Origin of the sequence: Microbispora sp. CA-135349 (assembly GCF_050947365.1) — a bacterium.
GTDB lineage: Bacteria > Actinomycetota > Actinomycetes > Streptosporangiales > Streptosporangiaceae > Microbispora.
In genome coordinates this window covers 3,183,785-3,196,888 of the sequence record NZ_CP192001.1, presented here as the reverse complement: position 1 = coordinate 3,196,888, position 13,104 = coordinate 3,183,785, and the positions used below count along the sequence as shown (strand labels likewise).

Annotated in this window: 11 protein-coding genes; 7 read left to right on the top strand and 4 right to left on the bottom strand. The window is 72.8% G+C overall.

Annotation, left to right across the window (positions count from 1 at the left end):
* Positions 1-65: 65 nt before the first annotated feature.
* Positions 66-2,756: a serine/threonine-protein kinase gene (locus ACQPZZ_RS14990; protein ID WP_432932507.1), complete on the top strand. Its 2,691-nt coding sequence runs from the start codon at positions 66-68 to the stop codon at positions 2,754-2,756.
* 190 nt (positions 2,757-2,946) lie between these two features.
* Here the strand turns inward: ACQPZZ_RS14990 and ACQPZZ_RS14985 are convergent, their stop codons facing one another.
* Entirely contained in the window at positions 2,947-3,438 is a 492-nt protein-coding gene (locus ACQPZZ_RS14985; protein ID WP_363636737.1) for a hypothetical protein, read from the bottom strand.
* 236 nt (positions 3,439-3,674) lie between these two features.
* A complete protein-coding gene (locus ACQPZZ_RS14980) occupies positions 3,675-4,448 on the bottom strand; it encodes a MerR family transcriptional regulator (protein ID WP_432932505.1) in 774 nt (257 codons plus the stop codon).
* 203 nt (positions 4,449-4,651) lie between these two features.
* Between ACQPZZ_RS14980 and ACQPZZ_RS14975 the strand changes: the two genes are divergently transcribed.
* Positions 4,652-5,356 carry a GNAT family N-acetyltransferase gene (locus ACQPZZ_RS14975; protein WP_432932503.1) on the top strand — a complete coding sequence of 235 codons (705 nt, stop codon included), beginning with the start codon at positions 4,652-4,654 and terminating at the stop codon, positions 5,354-5,356.
* Positions 5,357-5,371: 15 nt separating this feature from the next.
* Here ACQPZZ_RS14975 and ACQPZZ_RS14970 read toward each other — a convergent pair whose 3' ends face one another.
* Together ACQPZZ_RS14970 and rpsD are read right to left on the bottom strand one after the other, a co-directional pair.
* Positions 5,372-5,899 (bottom strand): hypothetical protein, encoded by a 528-nt coding sequence (locus ACQPZZ_RS14970; RefSeq protein ID WP_432932501.1) that lies wholly within the window; start codon positions 5,897-5,899, stop codon positions 5,372-5,374.
* Positions 5,900-6,018: 119 nt separating this feature from the next.
* The gene (rpsD, locus tag ACQPZZ_RS14965) at positions 6,019-6,633 is read right to left on the bottom strand and encodes a 30S ribosomal protein S4 (protein ID WP_432932499.1); all 615 of its coding nucleotides are present in this window, start codon (positions 6,631-6,633) and stop codon (positions 6,019-6,021) included.
* 67 nt (positions 6,634-6,700) lie between these two features.
* Between rpsD and ACQPZZ_RS14960 the strand changes: the two genes are divergently transcribed.
* From ACQPZZ_RS14960 to ACQPZZ_RS14940, 5 genes are all read left to right on the top strand, one after another.
* Positions 6,701-7,420 (top strand): DUF2470 domain-containing protein, encoded by a 720-nt coding sequence (locus ACQPZZ_RS14960; protein WP_432932497.1) that lies wholly within the window; start codon positions 6,701-6,703, stop codon positions 7,418-7,420.
* A gap of 284 nt (positions 7,421-7,704) precedes the next feature.
* Positions 7,705-9,117: a PLP-dependent aminotransferase family protein gene (locus ACQPZZ_RS14955; RefSeq protein WP_432932495.1), complete on the top strand. Its 1,413-nt coding sequence runs from the start codon at positions 7,705-7,707 to the stop codon at positions 9,115-9,117.
* A gap of 436 nt (positions 9,118-9,553) precedes the next feature.
* Positions 9,554-10,294, top strand: coding sequence for an AfsR/SARP family transcriptional regulator (locus ACQPZZ_RS14950; RefSeq protein ID WP_432932493.1), 741 nt, complete (start codon positions 9,554-9,556; stop codon positions 10,292-10,294).
* A gap of 58 nt (positions 10,295-10,352) precedes the next feature.
* The gene (locus ACQPZZ_RS14945; protein ID WP_432932491.1) at positions 10,353-10,895 is read left to right on the top strand and encodes a dihydrofolate reductase family protein; all 543 of its coding nucleotides are present in this window, start codon (positions 10,353-10,355) and stop codon (positions 10,893-10,895) included.
* Positions 10,896-11,181: 286 nt separating this feature from the next.
* Positions 11,182-13,017 (top strand): cellulose binding domain-containing protein, encoded by a 1,836-nt coding sequence (locus ACQPZZ_RS14940; RefSeq protein WP_432932489.1) that lies wholly within the window; start codon positions 11,182-11,184, stop codon positions 13,015-13,017.
* The last annotated feature ends 87 nt before the right edge of the window (positions 13,018-13,104 follow it).

The window sequence follows — 13,104 nt, the reverse complement described above, 5'->3', positions numbered from 1 at the left end:
GCCATGGAGGCGGTTGATCCCTTTGCCATCCATGGGACGATTCATGGGTCCAGGAAGGGGTTCGAGTGTCGCGTGCGGAAGGCCGGCTCGTCGGAGGCCGGTACCAATTGGTGGAGCCGATCGGCCGGGGTGGCATGGGCGTGGTCTGGCGCGCCCACGACCAGTTGCTGGACCGCGAGGTCGCGGTCAAGGAGGTCCGATACGACAGCGCCATGGGCGACGAGCTCAGCGACCTCAACCGGCGGACCATGCGCGAGGCCCGGGCCGCCGGGCGCCTCACCCACCCGAACGTGGTGGTCGTCCACGACGTGATCGAGGAGGACGACCGGCCCTGGATCATCATGCAGCTGGTGCCGTCCCGCTCGCTGGGGCAGGTGATCAGGGAGGACGGCCCGCTGTCCCCCGAGCGCACGGTCGAGATCGGCCTGCAGATCCTGGACGCGCTGCGCGCCGCTCATCGCCAGGGCGTGCTGCACCGCGACGTCAAGCCCGAGAACGTGCTGCTCACCGACGACGCCCGGGTGGTCCTCACCGACTTCGGCATCGCCCGGCTCGAAGCCGACTCCACCATGACCCGCACCGGCCTCGTCGGCACCCCCGCCTTCATCGCCCCCGAACGGCTCCGCGGTGAGGCCGCGCAGCGCGAGTCGGACCTGTGGTCGCTCGGCGCCACGCTTTACACGGCGGTGGAGGGCAAGCCCCCGCACGACCGCGGCATGGCGATGGCCACCATGCACGCCGTGCTGAACGACGCCCCCGCCCCGCCCCGGCGCGCGGGCGCGCTGGGCCCGGTCCTGCTGCGGATGCTCGCCAAGGAGCCCGTCGACCGGCCCGGCTACGAGGAACTGACCCGGCTGCTCAAGCGGGCGTCGCGGGACCTGTCCCCGTCGTCGTCCCGGCCCGCCTCCCCCGCTCCCGCCGAGCCTGCTCCGCGGTCCACCAAGCCCGAGGCCCGGAGCCCGCGCACGCCCGCCTCCGGGTCCGGGGCGGGCAAGGCGTCCCGGGGCGCGGCGCCGTACCCGCCCGTGTCCTCCCCGCCCGTCTCTTCCCCGCCCGTCTCTTCCCCGCCCATGTCCTCCGCATCGTCGCCGGCGCGTGACGACGCGGCGGGGCCGAGCCGTACGGCGTCCGCGCGCGCGGACGCCGAGCGCGGCGCGACCCGGGACGGAGCCGCGGACGAAGCCGCGGGCCCCGGCGAGATCACCTCGCCCCTCCCGGTCATCCAGGACGACTTCGAGGCCCCGCAGGCGGAGGACGGCAAGGCTCCGGGAAAGGCCGGGAACGCGTCCGCGCCCATGCCGGAGACCGGCGTGCAGGCCCCGCCCGCCCGTACGACGCCGTCGGTGAGCCCGACCGCCTCCGGGAGCGGACAATCCTCGGAGGCGAAGGACGCGGACGGCACGGTCAAGGTTTCCTCAGCCGGGACGAGCGCCGCCGGCAAAGCCGGGAAGACGGGGAAGGCCGGCAAGGACGGCAAGACCGGGAAGGACGGCGGAACGCCGAAGGGCGGAGCGGCCTCCGGCGAGGCGGCGGCCCCGGCGGTCTCCACCACGGGCGGGACGCCGCAGGACTCCGCGAGAACGGGCGGGGACGCGACCGGCACGGGCGCCGGCACCGCCCGGAAGGGCGATTCATCCGGCGCGGGCACAGCCTCGGCGAGCGCGACGAGCGCGGGCGCAGGCACGAGCACCGCAGCGGACGGGGCCGCGCGTCCGGCGTCGCCGTCGCTCCGCGAAGCGGGCGGCTCCGGTGCCGCCTCCGGAGCCGCCTCCGGTGCCGCTTTCAGGGCGGGGGCCGGGGGCGCCGGCCGTACGGACCTCGCGGGCGACCGCGCCGAGAGGCCCACGCCCAGCGGCGGTTTCGCGCGGGGCACGGACGACGAGCGGCGTGCCGCCGCGGCCGACCGGGTGAAGGACGCGCCGGGCGCGGGCGGGATCGCCGGCGCGGGAAGCCCGATCGCCGGGCTGAGGCAGGCGCCCGCGGCGGTGCCCCCGCAGGGCGGCCAGATGTGGCACGAGGTGTCGACCACCCCGGTCCAGCCGCGATCGTCGAACAGCCTGCTGAAGGTCGCGCTGGTCCTCATTCCCGCGCTGCTCCTGGTCGCGGGCATCGCGGGCTATCTCGGCCTGAAGGCGGGCGGGAACGACTCGGGGGACGATTCCGCCGCCGCGTCCGACCCGGCCGGAACGGGCACGACCTCAGGGAAGCCCTCCGCCTCGGCGCCCTCCTCCGGCGAGCCGTCCGCGTCCCCCTCGGACCAGGCCGCGTCCCCGTCCCCCGAGCCATCCACCGGCTCAGAAACCCTCCAGCCCGGGGACGTCCCCGAGGGCTGGCACAAGTACAAGCACCCGAGCGGGTTCTCCATCGCGCTGCCGAAGGGATGGCACGCCGACGGCAGCGGCAACGGCGAGGTTCGCCTCCGCGGCGACTCGCACACCTATCTGGAGATCCACCACACCTCCAGTCCCGAGTCGGACGCGCTGAAGGTGTGGCGGCGCGATGTGCCCGGGATGAGCCGCAACTTCCCCGGCTACAAGCTCGTCGCCATCAGAGAGGTCAAGGACTACTGGAAGACCGCGGCCGACTGGGAGTTCACCTTCGGCGACAGCCGCTACCGGTCGCGCGTGATCGACCGCGGCTTCGTCACCGACAAGCACAACGGCTACGCCCTGCTCTACAAGACGCAGGACAAGGACTGGAAAAAGAAGAAGAAGCTCTTCGAGACCATGGCCGCCACCTTCAAACCGGCGAAGTAGCGCGGCGGCCCCGCCTCAAAGCCGGCGGCGGCCGGGGTGTTCGACGCCCGGCCGCCGGTGCCGAAGGGGACGGCGGAAACGAGGGACGAGCCTCTCACCCTGCCCGGCGGGCCTGTCACAGGTGGCGGATGGGCGCCTGCCGGCGTCGCGACGTACCGGGGTCACGGCAGGGTGGCGGCGCGATGCGAGGTCAGGGCTGGCCGACGTAGTCGACCAGGACGGTCGCCGCACGGGCGGTCCAGCTGGTGGGCACCGGCGTGAACGTCACCTTCCCCGACCCGTAGCACGGCAGCGTCGCGGTGACCGGGATCTCCGCCTTGACCCCGTAGTAGCGCAGCGCGAGCGCCCTCGCGACGGTCGACGTGTCGCCCAGGTCCACCGCGATCGTGGTGCCACCGCCGCCGGTGTAGCCGGCGCTCGCCGCCGACGACGAGATCGCAAGGGGCCGCACCTCCACACTCTGCCCGGCGAGCGGATGACCGGTCTGTCCGGGGTACACCGGCCCGAAGCACGCCATCTTGATGGTCGCGTGACCGGTCTGACCATTGACGAAGCCGTAGAAGTACTGGTGGGGGGCGATGGGAGCGGGGTCGACGACCTCGGCCGAGGCGGGCAGCGCGGTGGCCGCCACGAGGGCGGCGGCGGCCAGGGGGACGAGGCGCGCTGCTGCGGTGCGGAACACGGGACCTCCGGCGGACGACAGGGACGGGGGCGTGCGACCCGCACGGTAGGCCGGTCCTTCCGGCGGGTCAACGCTCCCGTTCCCCGCCGGATCCGGTGCTCGGGAGACGCGGCGGACCCCGTGAAAGGTTCACCCCGCACCGAGGGCCGCCTCCGGCACCCGGCGTGGCCGGCTCCGCCTCCACCGCGGACGCGGCGGGACCGGGGTGAAGCACCGTGTCCGCCGTGGTGGCGGGCTCAGCCCGCCCGGCGGGCCTCCCCCAGGTAGGCGACCAGGCCGGCCATCCGCTCGGCCGGCCAGGGCAGGGTCCCTCCGATCTCCGCGCTGTTGTCCCGCCACATCCTGCGGGCCGCCGCCGCGGTCTCCGCGCCCGCGGGTCCCTCCGGGTGGAACCGGCCCGCCAGCGCGTCCCAGCGGCGTACGAGGTCCCGGGCCCGCGGGTCGTCCGCGGGGGTGCCGCCGGCCAGGTGCCGCAGGCCCTCCTCGACGAGGCCGGCCCACTCGCGCCTGGCGTCCTCGACGCCTTCGGGGCCCAGCGCGTCCCTGCGCTCGGCGAGCCGGCCACGCTGCTCTTCAGTGAAATATGTCTCGAACACCGACACGACCTCCAACGTCGTCATCAACCGATCCGGATCGGGGCCGTACGGGTCGTCGGCCTGCCGGAGCAGGTCACCGATCCGCTGCCGCAGCACGCCGATCCGCTCGGCGTGCTCGTCGAGCCTGCGCAACTGCTCAGCCAGCAGGTCGCGCAGCGACTCCGGGTCGTCCGCCGTGCCCGCGAGGACGGCCGCGACCTCCTCCAGCGGCAGCCCGAGCCCGCGCAGTGCCCGTACGCGGTAGAGCCGGCGCAGGTCGCGGGTGGTGTACCGGCGATGTCCGGCGGCCGTGCGCTCGCTCGCGACGAGCAGCCCTATCTCGTCGTAGTGGTGCAGCGCGCGGACGGTCGTCCCGGCCGCCCGCGCCAGTTCTCCGATGGACCACCGTCGTCCGGCGTCGTCTGCCCCGCTCACGCCGGAAACGCTACGACCTCCCCCGACGTGAGGTTCAAGGGCCACCGGCCCGCTGGGGTGGCCGGGGTGGCGACGGTCCTGGCCTTTTCACGCGTCACCCGGACGACGAGGCGCGGACACCAGGTCGGAAACCGCCTGGCTAGACTGCGGCTGGACGCAGGTCGCGGCCCGGCACGGAAGGCACGAGTGGAAGGCACTGGGCGATGATCGACCGCGACGCCGTCGCACTCGACGACCCTGTCGGCGAGTCGCTCCGCGGCCACCACACGCACCTGGCCCGCCGGTCCGGCAGGGCGGCCGGTTACCTCCCGGAGGTCGCGACCTTCTCCACGGTGTCCGCCGACCCCGACCCGGCGGAGTGGGCGGACCTCGCACGGCTGCTCGGCCGTGGCGAGCTCGCCGACCTGTTCAGCTGCCCGGCCACCCCGCCCGCGGACTGGGAGCCGGTCTTCCGCTTCGGCGGCTTCCAGATGATCCGTCCCGCGGGCAGCCCGCCCGGCCGCGCCGATGCCGAGACCGATCCGGAGATCGTCGAGCTGGGCGCCGACGACGTGCCCGAGATGCTCGAGCTCACCGGGCGGACCCGGCCGGGGCCGTTCTGGCCCCGCACTCGTGAACTCGGCGCCTATCTGGGTGTTCGCGAGAACGGCGCCTTGGCCGCCATGGCGGGCGAACGACTCCACCCGCCCGGATGGACCGAGATCAGCGCCGTCTGCACCGCCCCCGAAGCCCGCGGGCGAGGTCATGCCGCCCGCCTGGTGCGCGCCCTGGTCACACGAATCACGTCCCGGAACGAGCGCCCGTTCCTCCACGTCTCCGATGCCAACATCGGCGCGATCAGACTCTACGAGCGGCTCGGCTTCACGGTCCGCAGGCGCGTGACGTTCCGCGGCTTCCGGACGCCGTGACCCCCTGGCCGCCGATCAGGCCGTAACGACTCCGGCGCCTACCCCGAGGAGTTCGCGGAACTCGCCGACAGTCCTACGGCCTCGCTGGTCCACCGGTATGGCCCGCAGCACCAGGTGTCCGGTCTGCACGATGTGGTGGCTGCGATAAGCGGCCGGAAGAGTGGTGATCACGGTGGCGGCCTGGCGCATGCCTGTGTCCACTCCTCCCTTGGAGACGGTGCAGAGCGCCTCGTGCAGGCGGACGTTGGCGTCGTACTGGTAGTCGCGAGTCGTGGCGAGCACCTGCTCCCTGGCGCGATCCGCCGCCGCCTCGTCGCCGGCCCCGGCGAACACCCAGCTCTGCGCGAAGTGGATCTGGTCGGGCTCCCAGAAGCCGAACGTGTCACATTCGACGCCGCCGGCCGCGAGAGCGACAAGGGCGGTCACCGTGTCACGCGCCTCGTCGTGCCTGCCCAGCACGCTCAGCGCCTTCGCCCGGGTAGCGAGCAGGTGAGCCGTCGGCCCGCCCGCGATCCGCTCGGCGCTCTCCACGAGGCGCAGCACGGTCTCCGGGTCGCGCTGGCCGTACAGCCCGTGGCCTGCCTCTCGCCGAGGCGTGTCAGCGCGTTGGCTTGAACGTTGAAGGTCCAGCCAATGTCGGAAACGAGGGAGAGGCCGGGGCGTCAGCGGGAGTAGTACTCGACCACGAGCTGCTCGTCCACCGGGACCACGATTTCCTCGCGCGCGGGGCGCCGCAGCAGGGTGAAGTTCAGCCCCCGGTGGTCGACGTCGAGGTAAGGGGCCGTCCGATCGTCCGCGTACGTGCCCTCGGCGGCGGCCACGAACGGCTGCCTCCCGGCCGACCGGTCCCGTACGCCCACCGACTGGCCCGGCTTGACCTGGTAGCTCGGGATGTCCACCTTGCGGCCGTCAACGGTGATGTGCCCGTGGTTCACGTACTGCCGGGCGGCGTAGATCGACGGCGCCAGACCGGCCCGCAGGACGAGCGAGGCGAGCCGGGTCTCCAGCAGCGCCACCAGTTCCTCCCCCGACCGGCCGGGGCGGCGGACGGCGAGGTCCCAGTAGCGGCGGAGCTGACGTTCCGACACGTCGTAGTACCAGCGGAGCTTCTGCTTCTCCAGCAGCCGCATGCCGTAGTCGCCGGTGTTGCGCCGGCTGGTCTTACGGCCGTGCTCCCCCGGCGGGTAGGGCCGGGCCTCGAAGTACTTCACCGCCTTACGGGTGAGCGGAACGCCCGCCCGCCGCGACAGCCGCACCTTCGGTCCCGTGTATCGCATGACCCCTCTTCTCAAGTTAGGTAGCCCTTACTAAGGTAAGCCTAACCTACTTAATCAAGGAGCTCCCATGCGCCACCCGGTCACCGCCGCTCCCGCCCCCGAACGCGTACGCACGCTCGCGGCCCTGGCGGCGCCCACACACGTCTCCGTCGCCGGGTCCGACGTACCCGCGGCCGCCGCCCGCGGCGGCGTGGACGACAGAGGGCGGCCGGTCCTGCTGGTGAAGCCGGGCGAGACCCTGTACGCCGCGCCCGCGGAGACCCTGGTGACCGTCGACCTCACGGCGAGCAGGGAGGTCGGCGGGGTCGAGAGGCCCCGTGCCCTGCTGAAGGTGCGAGGGTGGACGCAGCCCGTGCCCGCGGCGGAGACGCGCGCCGCCGCCGTCGCCATCGCGGAGGCGTGCCCCGACGAGGGCCTGTTCGCGGCCGTCGAGGGCTGCGGTCCCGAGCTGCTGCGCGTCGACGTCTGCCACGTGATTTACCTGACCGGACAGGAGTCGGGCATCCTCGACGCCGAGAGTTACCTCGCCTCGGCTCCCGACCCGTTGCTTCCCCTGGCCGAACGCATGGTGCGCCACGTCAACGAGTCCCACTTGCAGCAGTTGAGGGAGACGGCGGAGAGGCTGACGGGGGAACCTGCCCAGGAGGTGTGGCTCTGGGAGCTGGACCGCTACGGCGCCACGTTGCGGCCGGGCCCCGGCCATTTGGTCAGAGTCTCCTGGCCGTCGCCCGTCGCGACGCCCGCGGCGCTAGAACGTGCTCTGACCTGCCTCATGCAGCCCTCCTGAGCGGCGGCCTCCCCGCAAACGGCAGGCCGCGCCCGCGCGGGCCGCGTTCGGCACACCTGCGGACATCCCGATGCGGCACGCTCAAGGTCTCCCGCTCTTTGCAACGCTTTTGTAAGCGAACTGAAAGTCGGCTGAGATTGCCTGTTTCGGGAGCCGCGACGGTGGAGTGGCCGTTCCGCGAAGCCGGCGCAGACCAGAGGCCGGCGTAACCCAGCGGACCTCCCGCCCCGCCGGCCGCGGCGTCACCCGTGCGAGACCCGTAGTTTGTGGAGAGCCGAAGGGGCATGATGCGGACGTCGACGACTCTGTCGATCTATGTCGAGCTGGCACGTGGTTCTGCCGAGTCGATGGCGGCGCAACTGGCCAGACAGCTGCGGCAGGCCGTGCAGGACGGCCGCCTGCCGCCGGACACGCGCCTGCCGTCCAGCCGGACCCTCGCCGAGCTGCTGGAGGTGTCCCGGCCGGTGGTGCAGGAGGCCTACCGCGTCCTGGAAGCAGAGGACCTGATCGAGAGCAGGCGGAGGTCGGGGACCTACGTCAAGCGGGCGGAGAAGGCCGCCGGGGAGCCCTACCGGGAAAGGCCGCCCGCGGAACCGGCCCGCCGGGCCCTCGTCGATCTGTCCCCCGACCAGCCGTCCGGAGAGGACTTTCCGGTGCCTGTGTGGCGGGCCGCGTGGCGCCGGGCCGCGCACCGGATCCCGGACGTGGTGGAGGGGCCCGGCGAGGCGGTGCTGCGCCGTGCGGTGGCCGCGCACCTGCGGGCGACACGCGGCCTGGATGCCGATCCGGAGAACGTGCTGATCACCACCGGGGCCCGCCAGTCGCTGGACCTGGTGGCGGCGGTCGCGATACAGCCGGGCACCCTCGCGGCGGTCGAGGACCCCTGCCTGCCCACGGTGATCCGGCTGCTGCGCCAGCGCGACGTCGCTCCCGTGCCCGTGCCCGTGGACGCGGACGGAGCCCTGGTGGAGGCCGTGCCCCCCACCGTGGGGGCGGTCGTGGTGCGCCCCTCCCACCAGATGCCGCTGGGAGTGGAGCTGTCCCTGGCGCGGCGGCGCGCGCTGATCGAGCTGGCGGTCGCGCGCGGCGCGCTGATCGTGGAGGACGACCGGGACCACGACTTCACCGAGACGATCCGGCCGCAGTCGCTGTGGGACCTGAGCCGCGGCCGCACCGACGAGGCCGTCTACGTGGGCTGCCTGTGCCGGGTGCTCCCGGACGTCGTGTGCACCGGGTACATCCTCGCGCGCGGGCGCCGGCTGCGGCAGCTGGCCGAGCACCTGTCACTGCGGCAGTCGGGCACCGTGGCGGTGGCGCAGCGCGCCGTGGCCGAGATGCTCGGCTCGGCCGAGACCCGCGCCCGCGTCGACCGGCTGCGCAACGCGTACCAGGCCAGGCGCCAACTCGTGGTGGAGTCCCTCGCCGGCCACCCGGCTGTGGAGCGGCTGGGCGGCACCCGGTCCGGCTCGCACGTGCACGTCGAGCTGCGCCCCGAAGCACCCGTCGACCGGGTCGTGCGTGCGTTCGAACGGGAGGGCGTCGTGACGCCGACCACCGCGCGATACGAGTGGAGCGGCCTGGTACGTCCCCGGAACGGTTTCCTCGTCAGCCACAATCACCTGGCCGAAGCGGTGCTGTCCCGCACGCTGGAGAAGATCACTCGCTGCCTGGATCGCGTGGTCCCCTGTCCCTGCTGACGCGCGGGCGCCTGTCCACTAACGACCGCGAATGCCCGCCAACTGGCTATCCTCGTCCGTCCCGTGCACCGGCAGGATGAGAAGCAGCCGGCCGGGCCCGTCAACGTGGACGTGGGAGCGCCGCGTCGCCATGGGCGCGTGAGAAGGCGAACCCCCGCCGGCGTCGACGCCGACGCCCCCCGATGAGCCGCGACCGGAAGCGGGCGCCGCCGCCCGGCCTCCCCGCTCCTTCCGGCCCCCGTCGCGGCGTCCGGTACGCCGCGGAGCCGGTGCGTGGACGGCCGGGCACGAACTCCCCGCCTCACCCGCCGGTGAACCGGCCTTCGCAAGAGGCCGCCGCATCCGAGTGCCAGAGAAAGGCCACAACATGCTCTTCCGCCTACTGGGACGTGTTCAGGTCGGCGACGACGCACCCCTGACCGTCGGATCTGCCCCGGTGAGGGGACTGCTCGCCGCGCTCCTGCTCGAAGAGGGGCGGTCGGTGCCGATGGAACAACTGATGAGATACCTGTGGGAGGACCCGCCCGGCTCTGCCCGTAAGAACCTGAGACTGCACGTCGCCCGGCTGCGTGGCCAGCTGGCCGCCCTGGGCCTGCGCGACCGCCTGATCACCCTGCGGGGAGGCGGCGGCGAGGGCGGCTACCGGCTGCCGGCCATGGCAGAGGAGGTGGACGCGGTCATGTTCAGGCGGCTCGCCGCCGAGGGCTTCGCCCGGCTGCGCGCCCGGGAGCCCCACGAGGCCGAGGAAGCGCTCACCGGGGCCCTCCGGCTGTGGCAGGGGCCGATCGGGCAGGACTGCACCGCCTCGGAGCTGTTGCGGTCCCGGTTCACGGCCTTCGGCGAGCTGCATCTGACGGTGCGGGAGCGGCTGGTGGAGGCCCGCCTGGGCTTGGGCCGCACGATGGACCTCATTCCCGAGATCCTGGAGGTGCTGGCCGACGCCCCCTTCCGGGAGACCTCCTGGGCGCACCTGATGCGCGCGTACTACCTGGGCGGAGATGTGGCCGGGGCGATCTCGGCCTGGGGGCGCGCCACGACGGTGCTCGGCGACCAGCTCGGCCTCGACCCGTCGGCCGAGCTGCACGAGCTCCACCTCGCCGTGCTCCGCCGGGACGACGACGCCGTCCGGGGCGCCGTCGTCCCCCAGCCGGAGGCCGCCCTCTGGCTGGTGCGGTGACCACCACCGGCCGAACTATGATCCAGGTCTCGGGCTTGAAGATCTCCGGAGAAAACGCATGAGTGATGTGAGCACCGGCACCGGCAAGGTGGTCGTGAACAGGGCGATGTCACTGGACGGCTTCATCGCCGGTCGTGGCCACGCGATGGGCTGGGTCGCCGAGCACCTGACTCCGGACGCGATCCCGGAGGTGATGGCGGCCACGGGCGCCATGCTCATCGGCCGGGGCACCTACGAGGTCGCCAAGCGCATGTCCGCCGAGGGCACCGCCTACGACGGGGGAGCACAGTTCGTCCTCACCCACAGGCCTCCCGACGAGCCGGACCCTGCCGTCACGTTCCTCACCTGTGAACTCGAGGAAGCCGTCGCCACGGCACGCAGCGCCGCGGGCGACAAGAACCTGGAGATCCTCGGTGCCGACCTGGCCGCCCAGTGCCTGCGGCGCGGGCTCGTCGACGAGATCCTGGTGTATGTCCTCCCCGTGCTCCTCGGCGACGGCGTCCGCTTCTCGCCTCCGAGCCTGGGCAGGATCGACCTGGAACCTTTCAGCAACACCCAGTCGGGCGCCGTCACGACGCTCCGCTTCCGCGTGCGGAAGTAGGCGCGGAACTTACGCGCAGCCGAGGCGCCGGCGTCGCGCCGATGCAGGAACGCGTGCAGCGGGCGGGCCAGAGCGGGTGGATGAGCACGCTGGGCCGCCCCGCCCGCCGACGGCCCGGGCCGGCCTCCTCCCGCCGATGAAAGTTGCACGTCCAAACGAATTCAGCACCAGGTCAGGGTCTTGCGGACCGCCTTCGCGTTGACCGTCCGGCAGGGCAGGCAAAAGGATGCCCTCGACGTTCGCCCCCGGAGAGGGCGACAGCGCGACCGCTCGAAGGAGCTCCCCCATGCACGGCTCGCTCACCCGCCGGCGGCGCGCCGGCCTGGCCCTGCTGACGTCCGCGGTGCTCGCCGCCGCGTCGGCCCTGGTGGCGGCGACGGCCGTCACCGCACCCGCCTCGGCTGCCACTTCGGCCACCGTGTCGGTGAACACCGGCACGAGCCTCGGCACGATCCCGGCCGCCGGGCACGGCGTCAACGTCGCCGTCTACGACGGGAACATGAACAGCTCTCCCATCTCGGGCCTGCTGCGGGACGCGGGCTTCACCGCCGTCCGCTACCCCGGCGGGTCGTACGGCGACATCTACCACTGGAAAACGCACACCACCGAGGGCGGCTACGTGGCCCCGGGCACCGACTTCGACACCTATGTGAGCACGGTGCGCTCGGCCGGCGCGCAGCCCGTCGTCATCGCCAACTACGGCACGGGCACCGCGCAGGAGGCCGCCGACTGGGTGCGCTACGCCAACGTCACCAAGGGCTACGGCGTCAAATACTGGGAGATCGGCAACGAGGTCTACGGCAACGGCCACTACGGCTCGGGCTGGGAGCAGGACAACCACTCCGACAAGAGCCCGAAGGCGTACGCGAACAACGTCCTGCAGTACATCTCGGCGATGAAGGCCGTGGACTCCTCGATCAAGGTGGGCGTCGTGCTCACCACCCCCGGCGGCTGGCCGGACGGCGTCGTCGGCTCCGGTGACACCGCGGACTGGAACAACACGGTCATGTCGATCGTGAAGGACAAGGCCGACTTCGTCATCGTCCACTGGTACCCGGGCGCCACGTCGGCGGCCGACAGCCTGACGAAGGTCTCGCAGATCGCCCCGATGGTGAGCACGATCCGCTCGCTGCTCACGAAGTACGCCGGGAGCGGAGCGTCGGGCATCGGCATCGCGGTCACCGAGGCGAACCTCAACTATCAGCTCAACAGCGCGACGACGGCCCTGGGCGCCGCGGACAGCTACCTCACCTGGTTCGAGAACGGGGTGATGAACGTCGACTGGTGGAGCCTCCACAACGGCACCAGCAGCAGCCCGAAGACCAACGACGACGGGACCGCCGACTACAACGACTTCGGCATCCTGTCCTCGGGCAGCTCCGGGGAGCCCCCCGTGAACACGCCCCTGCCGCCGTACTACGGCCTGGCCATGGTCGGCAGGGCCGGTTCGCCGGGTGACACCCTGGTCAAGACCTCCTCGTCCAGCTCCCTGCTCGCCGCGCACGCGGTGCGGACCTCCGGCGGCGTCAACGTCGTACTGATCAACAAGGATCTGAACAACTCCACGACGGTCTCGCTGTCCTACTCCGGCTTCTCCCCCGGCGGCGCGGCCACCGTCGTGCAGTGGCGCAAGGGCGCCACCTCGATCAGCACGAGCAGCGCGTCGTCGGCCACCTCGATCACGCTTCCGCCGTACTCGGTCACCGTGCTGAAGGCGGCCGGCGGCGGCACGCAGTCGCCGTCCCCGTCCCCGTCGCCGTCCGCCTCGCCCTCACGTACGCCGTCGCCGTCCCCGTCGCCGTCGGTCTCGCCCGGCGCGGGCCAGGGGTGCTCGGCGGCGTACAAGGTGGTCAACTCCTGGCCCGGCGGCTTCCAGGCCGAGGTGACGGTCACCAACACCCGCACCACCGCGATCTCCGGCTGGACCGTGGGCTGGTCGTTCCGCAACGGCCAGACGATCGGCTCCTCGTGGAACGCCTCGGTGTCCCAGTCGGGCGCCGCCGTCACCGCGAAGAACGTGAGTTACAACGGCGCCCTCGCGGCCGGTGCGTCCGCGTCGTTCGGCTTCACCGCCGACGGCGCCGGTGACGTGCCGTCGCCCGTCGCCTGCACCGCCGGCTGACGCCCGCGGCGCCCGCCCGTGCGCTCGTCGCCGGGCGGGCGCGGCCCCCGCCGCTCCCAGGCCGTCTCGCCGGGCACCGGAACGGGC